We start from the raw sequence: 24,176 nt of genomic DNA, 5'->3' as shown, positions 1-24,176 counted from the left end.
AAGCTGCCTGTATAATGTAGCATTTGCTAAAAGAATATAATATATCAAAAGATATTGAATTAGCAAAAGGAAACTACAATACCATTGAAGAAAGGTAAATCCCCAGTTTGTAGCCAAAGAAAAACCCTGTTTTCCGTGTATTAAGAAAAATCTGCTATATGTAATATTGTACTACAAAAATATGTATGCCTTGTATCTTGTATATGGATTAAAAAGATAAAGAAATTTTAAACTATGAATGAGAGTAAAATTTTGATAATTAATAAAGTAAGCCTGTTTCTGGTCATGGTTTTAATAGTTGGTTCATTTAGCCAGTTAAAAGCAGAAACCAATAAAAGTTTCACAGGGCATGCTATAAAAATTAGTAGCAAAGCTAAAAACACTAAAAAAGTTAAGAAGACAGCACGGCCTCTAAAAACATCCCGGAAGTTTACAACTCTCGAGAAATATGATCCACCTGTTCCTTTAAAGGTCGTAAAAGCTGTTAAAAAGAAAACAAGAGGCTTTCATTTTGATGGTGCAAATGCAAAAGAGAACCAAAAGTGGTTGGAATTGGCACAAAGCACTTTTGCCAAAATTGAAGCCGCCCAAAACTATATTGATGTCCTTAGCGGTGATAAGTTATCACAACTTCCAGTTGCAATTACTCCTAAAACTGTAAGCAATACCAAGTATACTGTGGGTATAGCAAAAGCTAGTTTTAAACCATCCTATGCAGAATTAACAGCATTTTTAAAAGTAGAAACAGCAAGGGGAACCCTGATTCTGGGAGCACAGGATATTAAGTTGTCCCATGACGGTGGTATAGTAGGAGATGCCAAACTAAATCTAATATCAAAATTCACCATTAACATTAATAAAGAAAAAATATTACTGACTCTGAATGGTGGTTTTACCGACCCGAAAACCTATGCCACTATGGATTGTAATGGTTTTAAGGAGTTGTTTATCGATGCCAATGTCTCTTTTCACAATGATTTGATTTTTCCAGTCAATGAAGATGGAAAGAAAATTGAAGCCAAGAGAGTGGAGGGTTCTTTTAAGACCCAAGTGGCCGATTGGAATGATTGGGTCGTTAATATTTCGTTACCAGAATTTGGGGTCAAAGGGTTGGAAGGCACTACTTTTAAATTAAACACAGCAGTACTGGATTTTAGTGATCTTAGAAATGATGAAGCTGTACCAGCGAGTTATATCAACACGTATTATCCCAATACTCCTAATTTGTGGCGAGGGGTATACGTTGAAAGTTTAAAGGTATTGCTGCCTAAGGCATTCAAAAAGAATAATAAAAATGATAGAATTGCTTTCGCTGGTACAAAAATGATTATTGACGATGCGGGAGTCACAGGAACATTTGAAGGAGAACATATTTTATCTATAGACGAAGGCTCCGCTTCTAAATGGCAATTCTCATTAGATTATTTTAAAATCGGATTGCAAAGAAATGCGATTATAGAAGGAGCATTTAATGGTGAAATGATTTTACCAGTCTCGAAAATAGGGCGCTTAAAATATAACGCTTTCATCCAGCCAAACGAGTATACTTTTCAGGTTTCCAATACAGAAGATCTAGACTTTGATGTTTGGAACGCTAAGGTTAATCTTACTCCAGATTCCTTTGTGGAAATGTCAATTAAAGAAGATAAATTTAGGCCCAAAGCCCATTTAAATGGATCTGTAAGCATTGCTTCGGGACTTAAAAAAGGATCCTCATCTTCTGGCGATAAAACTGTTAATTTTAAAGGCATTGTTTTTGAAAAAATGGTTATCCAGACCGAATCTCCCAAGTTCGCTGTAGAATATTTTGGATATAAGGGAAAACAAAAACTAGCCAATTTCCCGGTAAGTTTAAATGAGATTGGTCTAAGATTAAAAGGCGAACAGGCAGAGCTGGTCGTAGATTTTAGTGTGAATCTAACATCTGAAAAAGATGGTGGAAATGGAGGAGGTTGCAAACTCGCTATAAAAGCAAAATTAGAAGATGACCAAGGTCGTGAACGATGGAAATATGATGGGATCGATATAGAACGCCTCAACGTTCAGATGGAAGTTGCTGGTCTGGAACTAAAAGGCGCCATTTTTATATTCGAGGACGATCCTACTTATGGCAAAGGCTTTGCTGGGGCAGTCGGGGCGAAGTTTAGTATGGGTATGAAACTTGAAGTTGAAGCCAAGGCGCTTTTTGGTCGTACAGATACATTTCGCTATTGGTATGCAGATGCAGGAGTAACTTTACCCACACCCATTCCCATTTTTACAGGGTTCGCTATAAATTACTTCGGAGGAGGCTTTTATAATCGAATGAAAATGGCTGGGATTGATAGAAATCCGAACGGCGCTTACGAAAATATTGGGACCTCAATTTCGGGAGTCATTTACGAGCCTAGTGAACAAAATAACTTTGGGATGAAAGCGAGTGTGGGTATCATCACTCAAAATTCTGAGGAATTATTTAATGCGACTTTAGAGTTCGGTATGTCTTTTAGAAGATCTGGTGGTTTAGAGGAAATTTACTTTAAAGGAGAAGGAAACTTAATTTCCAGTATCCCGAATAACTTCTATCAAAGGTTAACAGATAAATTGGGTGGTATCTCTGAAGGAGTTGATACGGTATTGGCTTCATATCAACCAGAGGGGCGTATTGCTGCTAACGTTTTTATAAAGCACGATTTTGTGAATAGCGTATTCCATGCTACTTCAGAGCTGTATATTAATTTAGGTTTTCTAAAAGGTATCGGTCCTAACGGCAGGGCTGGTTGGTTGGATTTTTATGTCGGCCCAGACACTTGGCACCTCCTTATAGGTACTCCAGAAGATCCTATTGGAACTAAAATGAATATAGGCATTTTAAAAGAAGAGACCCGTGCTTATTTTATGACAGGTAAGGATTTGCCAGGAAGTCCGCCTCCACCAGCCATGGTGGCAAAACTACTGGGGGTAGATGCCGCAAAACTAGATTACACCAGAGATCTTAATAAACTGGATTCTGGAACAGGAATGGCCATGGGGATGCATTGGGCCATGTCTACTGGAGATTTACGGTTCTTGATTTTCTATGCACGCTTTGATGCTGGATTTGGTTTTGATTTTATGTTAAAGGACTATGGAGAAGCGCATTGTAAAGGATCTTCAGGACCTATCGGTATGGATGGCTGGTATGCCAATGGACAGGCATATGCTTATTTACAAGGGCATGTTGGACTTAAAATCAAAATCTTTGGCAGACGAAAGAAAGTCAATGTGTTTTCTGGTAGCGGTGCTGTACTGGTACAGGCAAGGCTTCCTAACCCGACCTGGTTAAGAGGATACCTTAAAGGGAAGTACAGACTTTTAGGAGGCCTGGTTAAAGGTAGTTTTAGGTTTAAAATAGAAGTTGGTGATAAATGTGAGGTCGTAGGAGAAAGTGCGTTGGATGGAATCGTTGTTATTGGTGATATCCAACCCAAAAAAGATGCGAAAGATGTCGATGTATTTGCAGTACCGCAAGTGTCGTTTAATCTTCCTGTTAATAAGGTGTTTGAACTCCCTGATGATGAAGGGGACCATCGTTATAAAATTATATTAGATAAGTTTGAGATAAGTAAAAATAGTCAACCTATTCACGGAGAAGTGGAATGGAATATGGGGAATGACCTGGCCACTTTCTACTCTCATGAAATCTTGCCACCTAAAAGTAAGCTTAATGGTGTTGTTCAGGTGCATTTTGAAGAATTTGTTAATGGTAGGTGGCAGGTTATTAAGGATAAAGGAGCAACCGCTACCGAATCTAAAGAATTTGCATTTGAAACAGCTGAGGCTCCAGATAATATTCCGCTTTCTAATATTGCTTATATGTATCCCGTGATCGATCAGCAAAATTTTTATGCAGATCAATATAGAAACGGATATGTAAACTTAAAGCGCGGACAATCTTATCTTTTCGAACCCATTCCAAATTGGCGTAAGACTGTGACAATGAAACCAGAATTTGGCAACGAAACCAAAATAGATTTTATATACCATGCTGCTAAGAAACAGTTGGCTTTCGAGTTGCCCAAAAATATGGAATTGAATAGTAACTATAGTTTGATGTTGTCTGTAGTGCCTCCCGAAACACAAAAAGGGAAAGATGTATCAGAAAGTTATACAACAACAGAGTTGGGTAATGATAAGAACGGCGAGGAAGGAAATTCGGTCTCTATTCGTACCAATGTAATTAGTGAATTAAAGGTAAGGGGAGACGAAAGAGAACTCCTTAATTATGGATTTAAAAGTAGCGCATACAAGACGTTCCAGAGGAAGCTTGACGATATGAAAAAGCATGACGATTCTTACGAATTTACGAGCATACCTTATGGTTTGACATTATCCAATAAAATACATCCTTTAGAGCCATTTGATATTCAGGAATTAGTAGGGACAAGATTCACTGGAGGGAAACCTTTAGTTCAGGTACGAGCCCTATTGAATAATACCTACTATAAAGATAAAATATACCCATTAATTTATGAAAATTACCCTCTGGCAGGAAATATAACAGTAGATCGGAATACAGAAAAAGTTGGGGTGCCTCCAGTAGAAGGGGTAGAGCCAATGACCTGGTATTTAACCTATCTTGAAAATAATGTTCCTACAGATCTTAAGCAGAATAACCCCTACAGATACAATCTCACTTACTATTTCTATGAGGATTATGAAGATTTGGCTGTTAAACTGGTTAATTCTGATATTAAAGGGTCGCAATTAGGTCTTTATCTGGATTTGCTAAAAGGGCCTTTCCCAATGATGGAATATGGCAATTATGATACCGAATTTAAATATTTCCTTCCTGGAAGTATGGAAAATGGAAGAAAGCGTAAAGTCAAATATTTTAATAAACAATATGGCCCCGATGAAAACTAAAATCATACTGTTTCTTTTTTTAGCTGGATTTTGTTTAAAATCTAGTTATGCGCAGCAGCCCATAGGAGATGATACCCCTGCTATTATGGTTAGGGCAAGGGTTATTAACAATACTGTTAAGTTAAGGTGGGCTCCTAATACCCCTACGCTATGGAAATATGCCAACCAATATGGCTATTACATTGAAAGGCATACTATTTTACGAGGTGATGTTATCCTGGAACCAAGGGAAATAAAACGTCTTAACAATGCACCCATTAAGCCCAGACCCATGATGGAATGGGAGTCCTTCACAGAGCAAAACGATATGGCAGCCATAGCAGCCCAGGCACTCTATGGAGAAGATTTTGAGGTAGATATGCAGGAAGGGGGAAACCCTATGATGCAAATTCTCAATCAGGCACAGATATTAGAACAACGCTTTGCTTTTGCATTATATGCGGCCGATTTAAATTATGGAGTCGCTGAGTTTTCAGGTCTTGCATTTGAGGATGTTTCATTGATTTCAGGCGAAAAATACCTTTATAAAATTATTCCTGCAATTCCAATCGAAAAAATGACAATAAAACCAGGGGTTGCATATATTGGGTTATCAGATGTTAAGAATTTACCCAAGCCACAAGAATTTGTAGGGGTTTTTAAAGACCATAATGTTTTACTAACCTGGAACTATAAAATTCTGGAGTCTCAATACAATAGTTATATTTTGGAGCGTTCGTCCGACCAGGGAAGTACCTTTCAACAAGTTTCTAAAGAACCACTAACACCTTTAAGCGATCCCGAAATTCAAAATACAGGGCGGATGGTCTATATGGATAGCCTGCCGCAAAACAACAAAGAATATCAATATCGCATTAAAGGAATTTCACCCTTCGGAGAAGTAGGCCCTGCATCAGTATTGGTAAAAGGGATGGGGCAAAAGGGGCAATATTTTAACCCAGCCATAATTAATACATCGTTGTCTAAAGATCAAAAAAGCGCTGTAATTACCTGGGAATTTCCTGAGGAAGGTCTGGAAGGTTTATCACACTTTCAAGTGGTAAGGGCAGATGAAGTAAAAGGCCATTTTGTGCCTGTGATTTCTAAAATTGATAAAAATTTACGTTCGGCCATTGTACCAGATATTCAGATTATTAATTATTACAGTGTCACCGCCGTAGGTCTAGATGGTTCTAAACGACATTCATTTCCAGCAATGGTACAGCCAGATGATGCCATACCACCGTTAGACCCCAGAGGATTGATTGGTGAGATTGATTCTACAGGGGTGGTAACCTTACAATGGACTAAGAATTTAGAACCAGATTTACTGGGATACCGGGTATTTCGAGCCAATCTGGAAGGTGAGGAGTTTACTCAGATTACGTTTAAGCCGATTCCCCAAAATACCATTACAGATACCATCCCCATAAAAACATTGGTGAAAAAGGTATATTATAAGGTACAGGCATTTGATAAGCGCTACAATCCCTCTGGTTTTTCAGAAATACTGGAACTTAAACGGCCAGATATTATTCCGCCCACGCCTCCTGTTTTTACTAAATTCAAAACCGAAGGCGGAAAGGTTTTCCTTAATTGGATACCCAGTAGCAGTGAAGATGCCACTAAAACTTTAATTTACAGAAAAGAAAAAGGAAAAGCAGAAGACTGGCAATTAATAGCAGATAAAGATATCTCTATTAAATCACATGCAGACACCTATGTAAAAGAAAGTACCCACTATTTGTACACCTTATTAACAATGGATGAATCTGGTCTGGAATCGGAACCTGTAAGGCCTATAAGCATTTCAACTCCTACAAGCAAAGTCAAACCCGAAATTAGTCGTTTTACAGCAACGACAAACAGAGAATTAAAGCATATTCTTTTAAGCTGGAATTATAGAGAAAAAGGGGTAACAGAAATGCAACTTTTTAAAGCGAAAGAAGGCGAGCAACCGACCTTGTATAGGGTTTTTGAAAATGATGAAAAGCAGTATCTGGATAGTGATTTATTAATCAACACCAGCTATACATATTTGTTACAAGCTGTTTTCGATAATGGCAGTCGATCAAAAATGACTAAAGAAGAAATTAAATATTGATTTATTAAGTATGAAAAATATTATTTTAATAGTCTTGACCTTATTTTGTTTTGTGAATTATGGTTTTTCACAACAACATGGTAACGATAGAGAATATGTTTTGTATGTTAACGGACGCATAGGTCAAGGGAGTGCTACTTGTAATTCTCACGGGCTTCAGGATATTATAATAACTCTGGCATCTGGTAGAACAGAAACTATATTTGGGTTTGATTCTACTAATAATCGATATTCTAATAGAACGTTTATTACCGCACCTTATACTTTTTCATATGGTAATAGGCCAGTTTCAATTAGATTTCGTTCCAGAGCTAGAAGAAGTAATTGGAATGGATGCCGTAGGTTATTAAGCCAAGACGAAGGTTTAACGACTTATAGAATAAATAATTATGATTGCTATTTTAGGAGAATTGTAAATTCAGACGGGGGAGGTGTTCGGGCAAATACTTTGTTCCCTGGACATGGGGGTGATGATGAAAATTGGGCTGAGATTAGGATAGTTCCAAAACCATCCATTGGTTTTGCCGACGGGACTCCAAGTAATGCGATACAAAATGTTTGTTCTTCGAATGGCTCGGAAATTTTGGTAGGTCGTGGGTATTCGAATCCTTCGCGCACATATAATTGGGAATTTTTAGATAATATTCATACTGAAACTCGACAGAATCCCGAACTTTTAAGTTTACGACACAGGGTTAGTGAAGCACGACGAGCTGTTGATTTTTGTGAGGCATATACTGGAAGATACTGCCAAAGAGAACGTAGTATTCTGTATCAAGCTCGGGAAGATTTAAGGAATTTTTCGGGACCTCAAACTGTACAGGTGCCCGTATGGCGACCTATAACGAATAAGGATGGCCAATCTAATATTAGATTAAGACCAACCGACTTATATTCCAATGCTAATGATCGTAATGAGCTAGTGGGGCAGACTGTGCAGGTAAGACTTAATCCAAGTTGCTATGATCGTGGTCCAGATTCTAATGCTTTAAGTTTAAGATTTCTCCCTGATGCTCCTTCTGTTTCAGGTCCACCACAGGTAATACAACCGTCTTGTTCTTATAGTGAGTTTAACCGTATTCGAATTCCTTTTGCAGGCGGCATAGCCTCTAATCAAAAAATTTCAATATCCTTAAAGCGGCTGGCAGTTGGTCAGTCCCCTTACAGAAATAGCGATTCTGCACAAAGCCTGGGAATTACAAATCAGGAATTTAATCGTCGTGTCAACCAAAGATATCCCAATGAGTATAAAAATGTGGTTAATGTAAGAAATTCGAATCTGGGATCGGGTTGGTACAATTGGGATTTAAATGCTGGTAGTGACCCTGATCATTTCGCAGGTGGTCACTATGCCATAGTCGTTACGTCTTACGAAACAAGCGATACTGGTAATAATACACCATCCTGCCTACCTAAATATTACTTTTTTGAGGTTACGGCACCAGCTGCTTTAGATTGGTCTGTTAATAATATTACTAGCCAAACATGTTATGGTGTAAGTGATGGTAGTTTTCAGATACGGGTAAATTCTGGTAGAGCACCTTATCGTTATCGTATTAATGGTGGAAGATGGATTGGCTTCTCAGGAAGAAGTAATACGACTACAGTAAGTGGTTTAGCGCCCAGATCAAATTCAAATCCTTATCGTGTTGAGGTAGTTGATGCTAATGGTTGTGGTCAACGTGCTAACCCGAGAGCCCCTAATAGAACTGTTAATGTAAGTATAAATGGCATACCCAGCCGCATTTCTCATAATGTCCCTATAGACAGGATACAGCATCCTACAAGACCAGGTGAGAGAAATGGCGTCATAGAGGTGGCATCTATTAGAGGAGGAACACCGTCTGGACGTTTTGGATATAGATATTCGGTTTTGCGTAACGGTACACCAGTTTCAGGTTATCAAAACCTTACTTCCAGAGGAAATATTGTTTTACGGGAGCTGCCTGAAGGCACCTATACCATTAATTATCATGATGGTAACGATTGTGAGCAAACATTGCCTCTTGCAGTGCTTAGAGATCCAAGGCCTATCAGTTTTGATATAGAAACAACCCTGGCATCCTGTAATGGGGTAAATAATGGTAGCATACGGGTTCTTAATGTAAGAGGTACTTCTGGCCCTTATACATTTACCTGGTATCAAAATGGTTCAGTCATTCCCAGAGAAACAACAAGTTCCTTAACCAGAGGAGCGGGAACTGGATATTCTGTAGAAGTAACTTCCTCATCAGGATTTGGTAGTCGAGATAATATTTCTATTGGATTATTGCCAGAGGTTCAGGTTGAACGCGTTGATGTCTCTGAGTTACTATGTTACAATGGTACTGCAATGGCCACCATCACGGCAAGAGGGGGTTCTGGTAATTACGAATATGGGGTTTGGAATGGGAATGCTACCGTTTGGCAAAGTTCCAATCGAATATCGGTCTCTTATTCATCTGCTGGATACCGCTTTGCAGTCAGGGATGTCTTAACTAGGGTCTGTATTTCAGAACCCAGTGCCGTTTACAATTTGGATCGACCCGACGAACTCTACATTAGCTCCAATAATGTAACAAATAATACCGTGTTTGGAGGTAACGAAGGTCGTATTAACATAGAGGTTGCAGGGGGAACTGGAAGATATCGTTACGAATGGTCTAAGGAAAATGATGCTGCATTTAGTTCTGACAGGCAGAACATTAGAGATTTACAAGCTGGCCGCTATACTATAAGAATCTTTGACCGTAATAACTGTTCCATTGAAGAGCGTTTTGAAGTAACAGAGCCGGACAGATTAGAAGCTTCTGTAAATATAACCAGTGCAATCCCCTGTTTTGAAGGCACTGGGAATCTTACAGCCATTGTTAGAGGTGGATTATTAGACGTAAGTGGTCAATATCGCTATCAGTGGTTTGTGAGGGAAAGCGGTGCGTTTAGACGAATAAATGGACAAACTGCAGCAACGATAGAAAATCAGCCTGTAGGAACTTATCGGGTAGAGGTTTGGGATGATTATACCAGTATAACTACTGAGCAAAACCTTACTGAACCAAATCTACTGGCTCTATCATTATCAAAGACAGATGTTAGCTGTTTTAGTGGTGATGATGGCACAATTAGCTTATCACCACAAGGGGGAACAGCACCTTATTTTTATTCGTTGGATGGAAATAACTTTTCGCCCATCTCAGGTTTGGTCAACAATACGATTAATAGATTAACGAGTCAGGAATATAACGTTTGGCTTCGTGACAGTAATAATTGCACTATAGATAGTCCAGTAAACGTTGAATTAGAGCAGCCAGTTTCTATGGATATTGAGTTAATCAACAACGACCCAGCAACCACTGTTGGAGGGACTAATGGTGCGCTGGACATATCGGTATCTTTAGGAGCAGCCCCTTATACGTATTTATGGAGCCTGGAAGGGAACGCTACTTTTACAGCGACTACAGAAGATATCCGGGATTTATCGTCAGGAACTTATACAGTTACTGTTACCGATAGTAACCATTGTAGTGTGCAGGCTAATTTTGAGGTTTTACAACCCGCTCCACTGGAAATCGAGTTTGTAGACCCGTTATCTATTCGTTGTTACGGAGATGAAAATATTGAGTTAAGGGTTGAGGTTCAAGGAGGCTATCCTTTTAATGCTACCCCAGATGATTTTGAGTTTAGATGGTATAGAATGGAAGGCAGTATAGCAAATTTAATGACCAGCGGTAATGGTTTGGTGCGTTTGCCCGATCTTGGTGCTGGTAGATATAGAGTAGAAGTAGAAGATGTTGAAGGAACAATAGCAGAGACATCTATAGAACTTACACAGCCAGATGAACTGATAGTCACATTAGATGGCGATCCTACACAGGTATTGTGTCATGGTCAATCTACTGGTGCTATTAATATAACGGTTACTGGAGGCCCTGTAGATCCTAACACTGGGGAAAATTTACCGTATACAATCAGGTGGTCAAAAGTCGAAGATCCTGGATATACGGGCATTACTGAAGACCTTCGGGATATTGGAGCAGGAACTTACGAAGTGGTGGTGGTTGATGACAATCTGTGTACCGCCTCATTACTGGCACCTGTGGTTATTACCGAGCCGGATGCTCCTTTGGAGATCATCAATGTTCAGGCTACCAATCTTTCTGGCTACCAAACTGCTAATGGAAGTATTTCTTTGGAAGTTACCGGAGGAACAGCTCCGTATACTTATGCATGGACCAATAGTGATGATGCAACCTATTCAGAAGACACGGAAGATATCGATGATTTAAGTATTGGTACCTATGCGCTTTTGGTAACCGATGCGAATGGCTGTACAGAATCCCTTGTTCAGACAATCACTGAACCCGAGCAACTATTAATAGACATTATTCCATTAACTGAAGCAGAAGGCATTCAGTGTTACGACGAGGAAACGGTGATGCCTTTAACGACTAATACCAGAGGAGGCGTTGGGATGTATACTTACCAATGGTTTAATGAAGATAACCCAGGAGTGATTATTTCTACGGAAAGTGATTTGGGATTGGTAAAAGAAGGAACCTATATGGTTGTGATTACTGATGAAAACGGTAATACAGCCAATGATACCTATGAAGTAACTCAGCCCGATAGACTATCTCTTTCAGAAAATGTTACCCACATGCTATGTCATAATGATACAGATGGTAGAATCGATATTTCGGTAATTGGAGGGGTACCTCCTTATGAATATAGTTGGAGTAATGGAGAGCAAACAGAAGATATTGGTGATCTTAGATCAGGAATATATACGGTTATAGTTACCGATGCTAATTTTTGCGAAGTAAGGGCTGAAATTGAGGTAGAACAACCAAACAGTTTGTTTGCAGATATCGATCGTCAATATCCTTCTTCCAGTACTGTAAGGGATGGAAGGGTTATTGTCGATGTAAGAGGAGGCGTTTTTCCATACCAGTATCAGTGGTATAATGAAACAGGGGATTTACTGCCATTTACCGCAAGTAGATTGGATAATATAGGACCAGAGAAATATGCATTAACCATTACTGATGCCAATAATTGTGAGTTGATCATTGACGATATCGATCTGTTTGTACCACCAGCTTTAGAAGTGGTTATTGAGCAGCAAAGTGTCATCTCTTGTCATGGTAATACAGAAACGGGCAATATTGTAGCTATTGTCAACGGAGGTGTACCATTTAACTCAAGACTTGAATATGAATATCAATGGTATAATGCAACAAATAACCAACTTCTGGAAACAAATAATCCTGTTTTGTCTAGGGTTGGAGCAGGCATATATTATGTGTCGATTACTGATGCTATTGGAACTATGGTTCAAAGTGAACCTTTTGAATTGGAAGAACCGGATAGATTGGTTGTTAGCTTTGAAGCAGACTATATTAATTGTGGAAATGAGGATGATTGGACGATTGGTGCCTTGGTTGAGGGTGGTACACCTCCTTACCGATACCGTTGGAACACAGGTGCAAATAAGCAACAATTGGAAGAGGTATTAGCAGGGACTTATAGCATTTCTATAACAGATTCCAGAGGTTGTACGACTCAAGGAGAGGTTACAATAACCGTACCCGAGCAGTTAAGGTTAGCTTATAATACTGTAATGCCAATTTGCCATGATGGATGTGACGGTAGTATTACCCTGGATTTAACTGGAGGGGTACCGCCCTATAATTATGAGTGGAACACAGGTGTTACTGAAAGGGATCTAAACAATATTTGTGCAGGGGACTATGAAGTGGTCATAACTGACGCTAAGGGGTGTCAGCTTACCCAGCAGATCAGGGTAGGTAATCCTGAGCAATTAATTGTTGATTTAGGTGAGGATGTCACGCTTTGTGTAGATCAGACTACGATTTTGGATGCCAGTATCGCAGATGTTGGGGCTACCTATCAGTGGAGTGCTACTAATGGCTTTACAAGTAACAACCCCATAGTAGAAGTTTACGATTCTGGTATTTATGAGGTATTGGTAACAAGCTCGGAAGGTTGTGAAGCTACGGGAAGTATTTTCGTAGATCGTAGTAATGACGTTATCAGATCAGAGTTTATTGCTTCAACCCAGGTTTTTGCTGGAGAGAAATTTGTGTTAGTAAATATAAGTGATCCAATTGCCGATCAGGTGGAATGGCTTTTTCCAGAACAGGCACAGGTATCCTTCGAGGATAACAACTATGCAGAGTTTACTATTGATACTCCTGGAGAATATGAAATATCTATGTTCATAGAAAGGGGATTATGTACAGATATAAGTACCAAACGAGTTATTGTTGTGGAGCGGGAGTATGAAGAAGAAGCAGAAACTGGAAAAGGATTGGGGGTAGTAGCTAAATTTGAATACATGGTGTACCCTAACCCAACATCTGATGGTAGGTTTAGCGTGGATGTTGCATTAAGGGAGGTGCTTCCCATAAGTATCAAGGTTTTTGATATGGTGAATAATCATCAGGTTGTTTATGACCGTCAACAAGGTAGTGATCACTACATAAAAGAATATGATCTGTCTGGGTTGCCTACGGGAATCTATTTTGTCTTGCTAGAAACTCAAGGTCAAAGTCAGGTTAGAAAATTAATAAAAAAATGATTTTATAAGAACTAAAGTTGTAATTGGTAAGGGCGCCTCTATTGATGCTGTTATAAATCGGTATAATGTCAGGTAACTGCAAACAGAAAATTTAAAACAAGACTTATTGATAAATAGCAACATATCGATAAATTTTATCAAATCAATAGAATAAGTTGGAGGCTGATAATTATAGAAATAGAAGATAGTTAAAAAAATATTTTTAACTATCTATAAATAAGTTTACTACAGTGTTTTGTAACCAGATTTAAAAACAATGAAGTAATTCAAGAGGTGGTTTATGCTGGGTTTTATATGAATACTTAAGAGTTAATTAGAACCTTGCGAAATTTTGCATCGTTAACTAGATAGGAAGTTCATGGAAATTATCCTATTTTATCCAAGATCCCAAAAACTCTTGAACTCGTTTCCAATAATTATCATCATCCCAAAAACCATGAATGCCTTCGTTGTAAAAATAGTGACAAAACTGACTCTTATCTTTTTTTTAATCAGATTTTTTGCAAAAGACACGGATACAAAAGGGTCATTTTTATCATGATGTAGTTGTAGAAAAGACAGTTCCTTTGTAAAATAGATAGGAGAGCTTGCAATAAATCTTTTTCTGGCCTCTGCAATACTTAATTCAGTTCTTTGACCTTTACTAGTTATTCTTAAGTAAATATTTGCTTTCTCTGTATTGCCTGTTTTGCTTTTGAGATTGATCCATTTTATGCTGATATTTGATATTAAATAAAATTAAAAAGCCTGTAAACATTATGTTTACAGGCTTTTAGTAGAATTCAGTAAATTCTCAGCGGAGAAAGAGGGATTCGAACCCCCGGAGGTGTGACCCTCAACAGTTTTCAAGACTGCCGCATTCGACCACTCTGCCATTTCTCCAGTGTCTTTTGCGTTTGCCTTTAGCAGGCTTGCCTAATAAAGAAAAATTCTTTTCTCGTAGGCGGGTGCAAATATAGAACGCTTTTTTAATTCTTTCAAATAAAATGCAAACTTTTTGAAAAAATAATTTTAGAGCATTTATGAGAATTATTTTATCTGTTAATATTGTAAAAAACAAAATCTCAAAACCTTATTTTTGTACACATATAGATATAAAATGGATACTATAAAACAGTTACAATGGCGCTACGCTACTAAAAAATTTGATAGAAATAAAAAACTTTCTAAGACAAAGCTAGATATTTTAAAAAGGGCTTTTAACTTAACTGCGACTTCCTTTGGGCTTCAAACTATTAAACTGGTAGTTATTGAAAACGAAGTCTTAAGAGGTTCGTTAGTTAAACATTCGTATAATCAGAAACAGGTTTTAGACGCTTCTCATTTACTCGTAATTTGTATTCAAAGAGACATTAGCACAGCCGATGTTAATGCCTATTATGATAATATTAAGGCCATTAGAAACACATCAGATACTATTTTAGAGCCTTACAGGTTAGAACTTATAGATATGATGAAAAACATGACTGTTGAGGCACGTCAGCAATGGTCTAAGAACCAGGCTTATATATCATTAGGTAACTTGTTAACGGTTTGTGCTGTAGAGGGTATAGACTCGTGTCCTATGGAGGGCTTTATGCCAGAGGAATTCGACACCATTTTAGAATTAAATAAACAGAACTTAAAATCTGTATTGTTGTTACCAGTTGGCTATAGGGCAGATGATGATATGTTTGCTGAATTTGAAAAAGTTAGAAAGTCAATTGATGACGCTATTATTGAATTATAAATTAAAAAAACAATTATATTATTTATGCCAGGATTTGAATTATTTGGAGAATTAGAACGTCAGGAAGTTAATGATGTCTTAGATAATGGTGTTTTAATGCGTTATGGCTTTGATGGCATGCGTAAGGGACATTGGAAATCAAAAGAATTAGAAACGGCATTACAACAATCATTTAAAACAAAGCATGCCCAACTTGTTTCTAGCGGAACAGCTGCTGTTTCTGTGGCATTAGCATCTGCAGGAGTAGGGGCGGGAGATGAGGTGATTATGCCTGCATTTACTTTTGTGGCAAGTTTTGAGGCTATTATGTTGTTAGGAGCCATTCCAGTTTTAGTAGATATAGATGATACCTTGGCTGTAGATCCTAAAGCTGTTGAGAAGGCCATCACTCCAAAAACAAAAGCCGTTATGGTCGTGCAAATGTGTGGCAGTATGGGAAATATGGATGCCATACAAGCAGTGTGTGATAAACATGGTTTATTATTAGTTGAAGATGCTTGCCAAGCTATAGGAGGAACTTACAAGGGCAAACCATTAGGAAGTGTAGGAGATCTTGGTTGTTTTTCTTTCGATTTTGTAAAAACAATTACCAGTGGAGAAGGAGGGGCTGTAATTACCAATAATGAAATGTATTATACACATGCCGATCATTATAGTGATCATGGTCATGACCATATTGGGTATGACAGAGGTTTGGAAACGCACCCCTTTTTAGGTTATAATTTTAGAATATCAGAACTGCACGCTGCGGTAGGCTTAGCTCAAATAAAACGATTACCTGAGTTTTTAGCAATTCAGAAGAAAAACTATACGATACTTCGAGAAACCTTATCTCAAATTCCGGAAGTCACCTTTCGAACGGTTCCTGAAGGAGGCGAGGAGAGCTATGCGTTTTTAAATTTCTTTTTGCCTGATTTAAAAATAGCCCAAGACGTGTCAAAGGCTTTTAAGCAGCATGGTGTAGATGCTTGTTTTCATTATTATGATAATAATTGGCATTACATTAGAAAATGGGAGCATTTAACAAATCTGAAATCGTTATTTCCGATTTCTGAAGAAATTAAAAAAGGTCTTGATTATTTAAAAACAAAATCATTTTCTCAATCGGATTATTATATTGCCAGAAATATTTCTTGCTTAGTGAAGCTTTCTTGGACAGAAGATGAAGTAAAAGAAAGGGCAAGTAAAATGGTCGAAATAATTAAAGAAATAATACACGCCTAGTGTATCAACTTCTGATTATTTGACTTGCAGAAATAAGTTATTTTGTCATTCTTACTTATGTGGGAATGACAAAACCATTTTAAATGCCTAGTACTTCACATAATCGACAATCTCTAAGCCATATCCTATTAAGCCAACACGCTTAGTATGTTCTTCGGCGTTGGAAATTAATCTTAACTTGTGAATGTTTAAGTCGTGCAGTATTTGTGCACCAATACCAAAATCTCTCGTATCCATATTTATTCTTGGTGCTTTATATATATTGCCTGAGCTTTGGTTCTCTTTTAAAACGGATAGGCGCTTTAAGATATTCATAGATTGAGATTCCTGATTGATGAATATAATAGCTCCCTTACCTTCATCGTTAATAACCTTGAACATGTCTACTAATTGTTTGTCAACATTATTGGTTAAAGTACCTAGAATATCATTATTGACCAAAGTTGAATTTATTCTAGTAAGCACTTCTTCATTGTCTTTCCAATGTCCTTTTGTTAGTGCTATATGTACTTGGTTATTAGTGGTTTGTTTGTAAGCTCTTAATCTAAAACTTCCAAAGCGGGTTTCAATTTGGAAATCTTCTTTTTTATCAATTAAAGAATCGTGTTGCATTCTGTATGCCACTAAATCTTCAATGGAAACAATTTTAAGATCTAGTTTTTTGGCAACTTCCATAAGTTCGGGTAAACGAGCCATTGTACCATCTTCATTCATGATTTCAACAATAACACCAGCAGGTTGTAAACCTGCTAATCTTGCAAAATCGATGGCAGCTTCTGTATGCCCCGTTCTTCTTAAAACTCCACCTTCTTTAGCTACCAAAGGAAAAATATGTCCTGGACGTGCTAATTCAAATGGTTTTGTATGTGGATCAATTAAGGATTTAACCGTTTTTGCTCTGTCGCTGGCAGAAATACCAGTCGTTACCCCATTTCCCCTTAAATCTACAGATACTGTAAAAGCCGTCTCCATAGGATCGGTGTTGTTACGTACCATCATATTTAGCTGAAGTTCCTTGCACCTGTTTTCTGTTAGAGGTGTACAGATAAGCCCTCTGCCATGCGTAGCCATGAAATTTATCATTTGTGGTGTTACCATATCGGCTGCAGCTACAAAGTCGCCTTCATTTTCACGATTTTCATCATCAACAACTATAATCACTTTTCCATTTCTAATATCGTCAATGGCTTCGTGTATGGTATTTAGCTTAAACTTGGAAGTCGTTTTTTGTGTCATAGTATCTGCTATCATAATGCAAAGATATCGCTTATTTTAAAGATTATAAACAATTAACATCTTATAGTAGTATTATTTAGTTTATTATTTCAAAAAATAATATTTGGAGTTAGTACTAAAATTTAAAATAAATATTAGAGGATTGTTATTTAACCTTTTTTATTTTTTGCATCTAAAGTTCCTAAATCTAAATCTTTTTCAAACTCTTTTTTCTGAAAGAAGTAAATAATAAAATATAAGGGAATTCCAAGTATATAAACGAGAAAATTACCAGTTGTTAAGTTCTTTCCTGTATGCTTGTAATAATTATACTGACTTATACAAAACTTTATAAATGAAAATATAAGCAATGCTTCAATTATACAGCCAATTAAGAAAAGTGTCGTACCCGTTTTTGGAAAGTTATTATTGTCTAAAATAGCTCCAGGTATTGATGTGAAAATTGAAATAAAGTACAATACAAAAGTTAACTTTGCATCTTCTTCATATTTATCTTTAAGATTAATAATTTGTTCGTACTCTCTGTTGTTAAAATTACCAGAGAACTTTAATTGCTGATTAGTAATACCTCTGGAATTAAGAATTTCTAAGGCAGTATTTCTATAAATAATTTTATAGCCAAACTCTTTATAGCTTTTAGCAATATTTATAAGCTTATTGTTGTCATAAGTATTTAAAGTGATATATTCAGTGTCAGAATTATTGAATACAGACGTATCTAATTCAGGCGCTTTCTTTTTAAGTTTAAATAATTTCTTCAAGAATTCAAATATACCTTCACCTTCAATCAAAGGTTTGTCGGCAGTAGCTCTTCGAGTTAAAAATATACTTAAAGGTAACATAAGGAGTGAGGAAAACCAACTGGCTAGAATAGGACTAAGGTTGCCACTTTTTGCACTGTTTGTTGCAAAAATACCTATAAAATGATACGTTAAAAATAGCAGAATAGCGATAACCATAGGCAGGCCAATACCTCCTTTACGTATTAAAGCGCCTAATGGAGCACCAACAAAGAATAAGATAATACAGGCAAAACCTAATGCAAACTTTTCATGCAATGAAATAATGTGCTTGTTAAGCATGATTTTAGAATTTTTTCTTGCTTTTTCCTTTGAAATAACGATTTGTTTGGCACTAGTCATTGATTTATTAGTTAAATCTAATAGTTCAGACTTTCTTGTTGGATTAAAAATATCCAAAAGGTTTCCGGTATATATAGAATCCTTACCTCTCCTTTTTATTTTTTTGTCTTTAAATTTACTATAAAGCCCAGATCTTTGAAATAAACTTTTTGAAAACAAATTTTGGTCCGTTTGCCTTTTTATAGAAAGTGAATCAATGGTTTTGTTTAAACCAAAAACATCAAGCATATTGTACTTGTCTGTTTGTGATTTTTCATCAAAATCTACATTATTAAGCTTCGACAAATCTATATTAATAATGTATTTTTCAAACGTACTTTTAGCAAAGGGCTTTTTTTCTCGTGACTTTGTTTTTTTAGGAGAAATATCTGTATAGTAATTACCGTCCAACAATATAAGTTTTAAAACATTGGAATCTTTTTCGCTAGCAAGCTCCCCGGTTTTAGACTTTATGGTTGTGGCATTTTTTCTGCCATTCTTCCCTTTAATATGTATGGTAATATCTTCTAAATATTGATCCCTATCCCCATGCTTATCTGCAAATTTTATATTATAAGTACCTACCTCATTAAACTGCCCTTCAGCAAGTAACATAGCTGGTTTTAATTTAGCAATATTTCTGCGCAGGTTATATGAGTTAAGCTCTGCCCATGGGATTACATTATTAGAAAATAAAAAAGTAACGAATCCTAGTATAACAATAAAAATACTAAGACCAGACATGGCTCGCTGTAAAGAAATACCTGTAGATTTCATGGCGGCGAACTCATAGTTTTCTGCAAAAGAACCAAATACCATGATGGATGCCAGTAAAATGGTTAGGGGTAACACCAATGGAATTAACTTGGGCATGAAGTAAATTAAAAATTTAGCAATCACGATAATATCTAGATCTTTACCCGCAAGTTCTTTAATATATAGCCAAATGGTCTGTAAAATAAATATCAGTATGAGTATTAAAAACACACTGATAAAAGTTTTAAGATAGGTAGTTAGTATGTATCGGTCTAATATTTTCATCTGCTTACACGTATTGGTTTTTTATAGTCAGATGATTTATATAGTAATTTTCATTGGCAACTAAATTTTTGCTCATAAATGTTTTGAACGTTTAAATTTTACTAATCATTTGCTAAACAATCTAATTATAAAATTATGAACGTGCATTACACTCCATCCTTAATATTAAAATTGTTCCCTAGTCTAATTTGTTGATGTAATAGTCTTGATATTTACTCGAGTCAAAGGTAAATAAGGTTTTTGACAAAGGTTCATTTGTTTTAAAAGAATTAACAGTAAGTGTTGTTTTCGTATTGTTTTTTCCAAGCTGTATTAAATTGTAAATATGTTTGGTCTGTACATCGATACCCAGTAGGATATATTTTATTTCCGATTTTGAATCGATAGGTATTAGTTTGATGTACTGTATTTTTCTACCTTTTATGTTTTGTTCAATATCCGTGGAGTACATGTACCCATCTTCATAAAAGGATAGCATTTTACTAGGTGTTATGGCGTCATCTTCATCATCACTATCTGATGAAATAGTGACTTCTTCATCTTCAGGGCTTATGGTATAAAGGGTTTTACCGTCAAAAAGACGAATCACACCCAAGATGTTTAATTTATATTGATCCCCTTTCATGACCACATCGCCTCGGGTTTCTTGTTTTATATTTTCTGCAGCATTTTCAAGTGTGTATTTAAAGTCTATAGAAATGTTTTCATAGCCCTTTACTTTTTTAGAAACTTCGTTTAATAGGGCTTTGGCTTTGTTTTGGGCTAGGCCACTAATTGTAAAAGCAATAAATAAGTATGTAATAATCTTTTTCATTTTCAAAATTTAAATTATATCTCGTTTTCTAAATGTTGATCTAAAGCTGCAAGGTCTGTAATCAATACTTGTCTGGCTTTACTGCCTTCAAAAGGACCTACAATACCTGCTGCTTCTAATTGATCTATTAATCTTCCAGCTCTGTTATAGCCTAACTTTAGCTTTCGTTGCAATAACGAAGCAGAACCTTGTTGGGCCGTCACTATAACAACTGCTGCATCTTTAAACAGTTTGTCCCTGTCTGATATATCTATATCAATACCTGTGCCACTTTCTTCACCAACGTATTCTGGTAAAAGATAAGCATCAGGATAAGCCTTTTGAGAGCCTATATAATCGGTTATTCTTTCAACTTCAGGGGTATCCACAAAAGCACACTGTATACGAATCACATCATTACCTTGAGTAAATAACATATCACCACGACCAATTAATTGATCAGCCCCAGAACCATCTAAAATAGTTCTTGAATCGATTTTAGATGTTACCCTAAATGCTATACGGGCAGGAAAGTTTGCTTTTATAATACCTGTGATAACATTAACAGAAGGACGCTGCGTGGCTATAATTAAGTGAATTCCAATAGCTCTGGCTAGTTGTGCTAAACGTGCTATGGGAGTTTCGACCTCTTTGCCTGCTGTCATAATTAAATCTGCAAACTCATCAACCACTAGGACAATGTATGGTAAAAACTGATGCCCATCATTAGGATTTAATTTACGGTCTTTAAACTTCTTGTTGTACTCTGCAATGTTTCTACACATGGCATTTTTTAGAAGTTCATACCTATTATCCATTTCAATACATAGAGAGTTTAGTGTATTGATAACCTTGGTGTTGTCGGTTATAATAGCATCCTCGCTATCTGGTAACTTGGCTAAGTAATGACGTTCTATTTTATTAAAAAGTGTTAGCTCCACTTTTTTAGGGTCCACCAAAATAAATTTAACTTCTGCTGGATGCTTTTTATATAGCAAGGATGTTAAAACGGCGTTTAAACCTACCGATTTACCTTGTCCGGTAGCCCCTGCCATAAGTAAGTGAGGCATCTTGGCAAGGTCGACTACAAAGGTTTCGTTGCTAATGGTTTTTCCCATGGCTATAGGTAGCTGCATTTCTGAAGTTTGAAACTTTTTAGATGCAATGACTGAGCGCATTGAAACGATTGTAGAGTTTTTATTAGGTACCTCAATACCAATGGTTCCTTTTCCAGGAATAGGCGCAATGATACGAATGCCTAATGCCGATAACGATAAGGCGATATCATCTTCCAAATTTTTAATTTTTGAAATACGAATCCCAGCTTCAGGCACTATTTCATAAAGCGTAACTGTTGGACCGATAGTCGCTTTAATACTGGCGATACCAATTTTATAGTTGTTTAAAGTCTCAACAATTTTATTTTTATTCTCCTCTAGTTCTTCCTGATTGATGGTAATACTTTCTGAATCATATTTTTTTAAAAGATCCAGTGGTGGAAATTGGTATTGGGAAAGCTCAAGCGTAGGGTCGAACTGTCCAAAATCTTCAACCAATTTATCGGCTAAATTATTTTTTTCAGAAAGTTCTTCGGCCACTTCTTTAACTTCTATTTCAAGATTGGGCTCTTCTTTTTCTTCTTCTTGGGCGACTTTCACTTCAAGAGGCGCTACATCTTTAATGACTTCTGTTTCCTTTTTTTGTGAAGGTGTATCATTTTGCAAAGGAATTTCGTAAGCAGACTTAATGGCCTCTGCTTCTTCAGATAAATTATTATCCACAGGGATAATCAAGTCGTCCTTTAAATCGGAGATTTCATTTTCAAAATCCTTTTTTGCTGATTTAAAAATATTCGTAAAACTTTCAAAAGTGACTCTAAAACGGATAGCCAAATAAGTGATTAGCCCAAATAAAAGCAGAAGAGAGATTCCTATTTTACCGATATAAATTTGTAGATACTCATTGATCTCAAAGCCTATAGTTCCGCTAAGAATATGGTCTTTGTTTCCAAAAAAACCAAAAAGAACAGATAGCCAAATAGTTATTAAAATTCCCCAAAACCAATGCTTTCTTAATTTGGTTTTATTTAGGTTCATTAACACATATATACCAGATAAAAAGATTAATCCGGAATAGATAAATGAAGCAATACCAAACCCTCGTTGAATAAAAAACTCGCCAGCCCAAGCACCAAATTGGCTTACCCAATTCCGGGTTTCTGAAGTTCTTGAAGGAAATGTATTGATGACACTTTGATCTGCCTCTCCCGTAAAAAAATAAGAGACTAAGGCTATACATAACCAAACACCACATATAACAAGTAAACTACCAAAGACCAACTTTTGTTGGTTTGATAGCTTAAAACTTGGTTTCTTGATTTTTTGTTTAGGTGGTTTTTTAGTCTTAGTTCTTTTCTTCGCCATTAACGCGTTGTTAGTTTAAACAAAAATACAAATTACTAACGTTTATCCTAAGGGAATAGTATTTTAAAAAATCTTTGGAAGATAAATAATAAAACCAACTACGATAGCAAAAACAGAGGCAATAAAAACAGCGCCCGCAGCGATGTCTTTTATTAAACCAATTTTATTATGATGTTCTGGATGAATAAAATCGGCTATGGCCTCTATAGCAGTATTTATCCCTTCAATACTCATAACCATACCAATACATAGAAGTTGAACCATCCACTCGGTTAAAGAAATTTGATAATAAAGCCCAGTAAGTGTCACTATTAAAGCAATTACAAATTGGATTTTAATACTAGCTTCTGTTTTTAAAAGTAATAAAGCGCCTTTAAAAGCATAACCAATACTTTTAATCCGATTTACTACAAAGGAATCTTTTTTGGTCATAATATTAAACCGAGATTTAAGTAACTCTTATAAAGCTTCAAGAGCAGCTTTGTAATTTGGTTCTTGACCTGTTTCTGGAACTTGTTCTGTGTAAATCACTTTACCATTTGTGTCTACTATAATGATACTTCTGGAAAGTAAGGCATCAAAAGCACCACTAACCATAATGAGTCCATAGTCTTTACCAAATGCCCCAGTTTTAAAATCGGAGAGCATCACAACATCTTCTAATCCTTCAGCAGCACAAAACTGGTCTTGAGCAAAAGGAAGGTCTCTAGAAATACATAAAACTTTTGTGTTTTCCAATTGACTTGCTTTTGTATTAAAATGTCTAACGGATGCTGCACAAACACCAGTATTTACACTAGGAAAAATATTTAAAACCAAACTATAGCCTTTAAAATCTTCCAGTGTTTTGATAGATAAATCTGTTGCTACTAATTTAAAATCAGGAGTTTGAGATCCAATTGATGGTAGGTTTCCAGATGTCTCGACAGGAGTACCTCCCAAAGTTATATTTGCCATTATTTATGTTTTTAATTAAGTACTAAAAGTAAGCATATAAAGTTGTTTAGAAATACTAATTTTTGAAATAATTACAATCATTGTTAAAAACTATTGATATTCTAT

General features: G+C 36.4%; 11 protein-coding genes and 1 tRNA gene. 5 read left to right on the top strand and 7 right to left on the bottom strand.

The features are described from left to right. The first annotated feature begins 234 nt into the window (after positions 1 to 234). From HHX25_RS00385 to HHX25_RS00375, 3 genes are read left to right on the top strand one after another with little or no spacing between them, the layout of a single operon-like run. The gene (locus tag HHX25_RS00385) at positions 235 to 4,884 is read left to right on the top strand and encodes a hypothetical protein (RefSeq protein WP_169668938.1); all 4,650 of its coding nucleotides are present in this window, start codon (positions 235 to 237) and stop codon (positions 4,882 to 4,884) included. Continuing rightward, on the top strand, positions 4,874 to 6,967 hold the full coding sequence (locus HHX25_RS00380) for a fibronectin type III domain-containing protein (protein WP_169668936.1): 2,094 nt from the start codon (positions 4,874 to 4,876) through the stop codon (positions 6,965 to 6,967). Before HHX25_RS00385 ends, HHX25_RS00380 begins: the two co-directional genes overlap by 11 nt. A 10-nt stretch (positions 6,968 to 6,977) precedes the next feature. Next, positions 6,978 to 13,547 carry a T9SS type A sorting domain-containing protein gene (locus HHX25_RS00375; RefSeq protein ID WP_169668934.1) on the top strand — a complete coding sequence of 2,190 codons (6,570 nt, stop codon included), beginning with the start codon at positions 6,978 to 6,980 and terminating at the stop codon, positions 13,545 to 13,547. Between the two features lie 797 nt (positions 13,548 to 14,344). Here HHX25_RS00375 and HHX25_RS00370 read toward each other — a convergent pair. After that, positions 14,345 to 14,429: transfer RNA gene (locus HHX25_RS00370), tRNA-Ser, on the bottom strand. Between the two features lie 217 nt (positions 14,430 to 14,646). Here HHX25_RS00370 and HHX25_RS00365 point away from each other — a divergent pair. Beyond that, positions 14,647 to 15,276: an NAD(P)H-dependent oxidoreductase gene (locus HHX25_RS00365; RefSeq protein ID WP_169668932.1), complete on the top strand. Its 630-nt coding sequence runs from the start codon at positions 14,647 to 14,649 to the stop codon at positions 15,274 to 15,276. Between the two features lie 24 nt (positions 15,277 to 15,300). Then, positions 15,301 to 16,500, top strand: coding sequence for a DegT/DnrJ/EryC1/StrS family aminotransferase (locus tag HHX25_RS00360; protein ID WP_169668930.1), 1,200 nt, complete (start codon positions 15,301 to 15,303; stop codon positions 16,498 to 16,500). Between the two features lie 87 nt (positions 16,501 to 16,587). Here HHX25_RS00360 and ribB read toward each other — a convergent pair whose 3' ends face one another. The 6 genes from ribB to tpx all read right to left on the bottom strand — a co-directional run bounded on the left by ribB (position 16,588) and on the right by tpx (position 24,071). After that, positions 16,588 to 17,751 carry a 3,4-dihydroxy-2-butanone-4-phosphate synthase gene (ribB, locus tag HHX25_RS00355; protein ID WP_240964185.1) on the bottom strand — a complete coding sequence of 388 codons (1,164 nt, stop codon included), beginning with the start codon at positions 17,749 to 17,751 and terminating at the stop codon, positions 16,588 to 16,590. Positions 17,752 to 17,885: 134 nt separating this feature from the next. Beyond that, positions 17,886 to 19,898: an LptF/LptG family permease gene (locus HHX25_RS00350; RefSeq protein ID WP_169668928.1), complete on the bottom strand. Its 2,013-nt coding sequence runs from the start codon at positions 19,896 to 19,898 to the stop codon at positions 17,886 to 17,888. A 178-nt stretch (positions 19,899 to 20,076) separates the two neighbouring features. Next, a complete protein-coding gene (locus HHX25_RS00345; protein ID WP_169668926.1) occupies positions 20,077 to 20,712 on the bottom strand; it encodes a LolA family protein in 636 nt (211 codons plus the stop codon). 14 nt (positions 20,713 to 20,726) lie between these two features. Continuing rightward, positions 20,727 to 23,114 (bottom strand): FtsK/SpoIIIE family DNA translocase, encoded by a 2,388-nt coding sequence (locus HHX25_RS00340; RefSeq protein WP_169668924.1) that lies wholly within the window; start codon positions 23,112 to 23,114, stop codon positions 20,727 to 20,729. Between the two features lie 63 nt (positions 23,115 to 23,177). After that, a complete protein-coding gene (locus HHX25_RS00335) occupies positions 23,178 to 23,546 on the bottom strand; it encodes a diacylglycerol kinase (RefSeq protein WP_169668922.1) in 369 nt (122 codons plus the stop codon). A 27-nt stretch (positions 23,547 to 23,573) separates the two neighbouring features. Next, positions 23,574 to 24,071: a thiol peroxidase gene (tpx, locus tag HHX25_RS00330; protein ID WP_169668920.1), complete on the bottom strand. Its 498-nt coding sequence runs from the start codon at positions 24,069 to 24,071 to the stop codon at positions 23,574 to 23,576. Between the last annotated feature and the right edge of the window lie 105 nt (positions 24,072 to 24,176).

Origin of the sequence: Flavivirga algicola (assembly GCF_012910715.1) — a bacterium.
Taxonomy (GTDB): domain Bacteria; phylum Bacteroidota; class Bacteroidia; order Flavobacteriales; family Flavobacteriaceae; genus Flavivirga; species Flavivirga algicola.
This window is presented reverse-complemented; position numbering and strand designations above follow the sequence as displayed.

Excerpts from the sequence above, each read along its gene's own strand:
- HHX25_RS00385 (WP_169668938.1), top strand. The coding sequence starts at position 235 with ATGAATGAGAGTAAAATTTTGATAATTAATAAAGTAAGCCTGTTTCTG.
- HHX25_RS00380 (WP_169668936.1), top strand. The coding sequence starts at position 4,874 with ATGAAAACTAAAATCATACTGTTTCTTTTTTTAGCTGGATTTTGTTTA.
- HHX25_RS00375 (WP_169668934.1), top strand. The coding sequence starts at position 6,978 with ATGAAAAATATTATTTTAATAGTCTTGACCTTATTTTGTTTTGTGAAT.
- HHX25_RS00365 (WP_169668932.1), top strand. The coding sequence starts at position 14,647 with ATGGATACTATAAAACAGTTACAATGGCGCTACGCTACTAAAAAATTT.
- HHX25_RS00360 (WP_169668930.1), top strand. The coding sequence starts at position 15,301 with ATGCCAGGATTTGAATTATTTGGAGAATTAGAACGTCAGGAAGTTAAT.
- ribB (WP_240964185.1), bottom strand. The coding sequence starts at position 17,751 with ATGATAGCAGATACTATGACACAAAAAACGACTTCCAAGTTTAAGCTA.
- HHX25_RS00350 (WP_169668928.1), bottom strand. The coding sequence starts at position 19,898 with ATGAAAATATTAGACCGATACATACTAACTACCTATCTTAAAACTTTT.
- HHX25_RS00345 (WP_169668926.1), bottom strand. The coding sequence starts at position 20,712 with ATGAAAAAGATTATTACATACTTATTTATTGCTTTTACAATTAGTGGC.
- HHX25_RS00340 (WP_169668924.1), bottom strand. The coding sequence starts at position 23,114 with ATGGCGAAGAAAAGAACTAAGACTAAAAAACCACCTAAACAAAAAATC.
- HHX25_RS00335 (WP_169668922.1), bottom strand. The coding sequence starts at position 23,546 with ATGACCAAAAAAGATTCCTTTGTAGTAAATCGGATTAAAAGTATTGGT.
- tpx (WP_169668920.1), bottom strand. The coding sequence starts at position 24,071 with ATGGCAAATATAACTTTGGGAGGTACTCCTGTCGAGACATCTGGAAAC.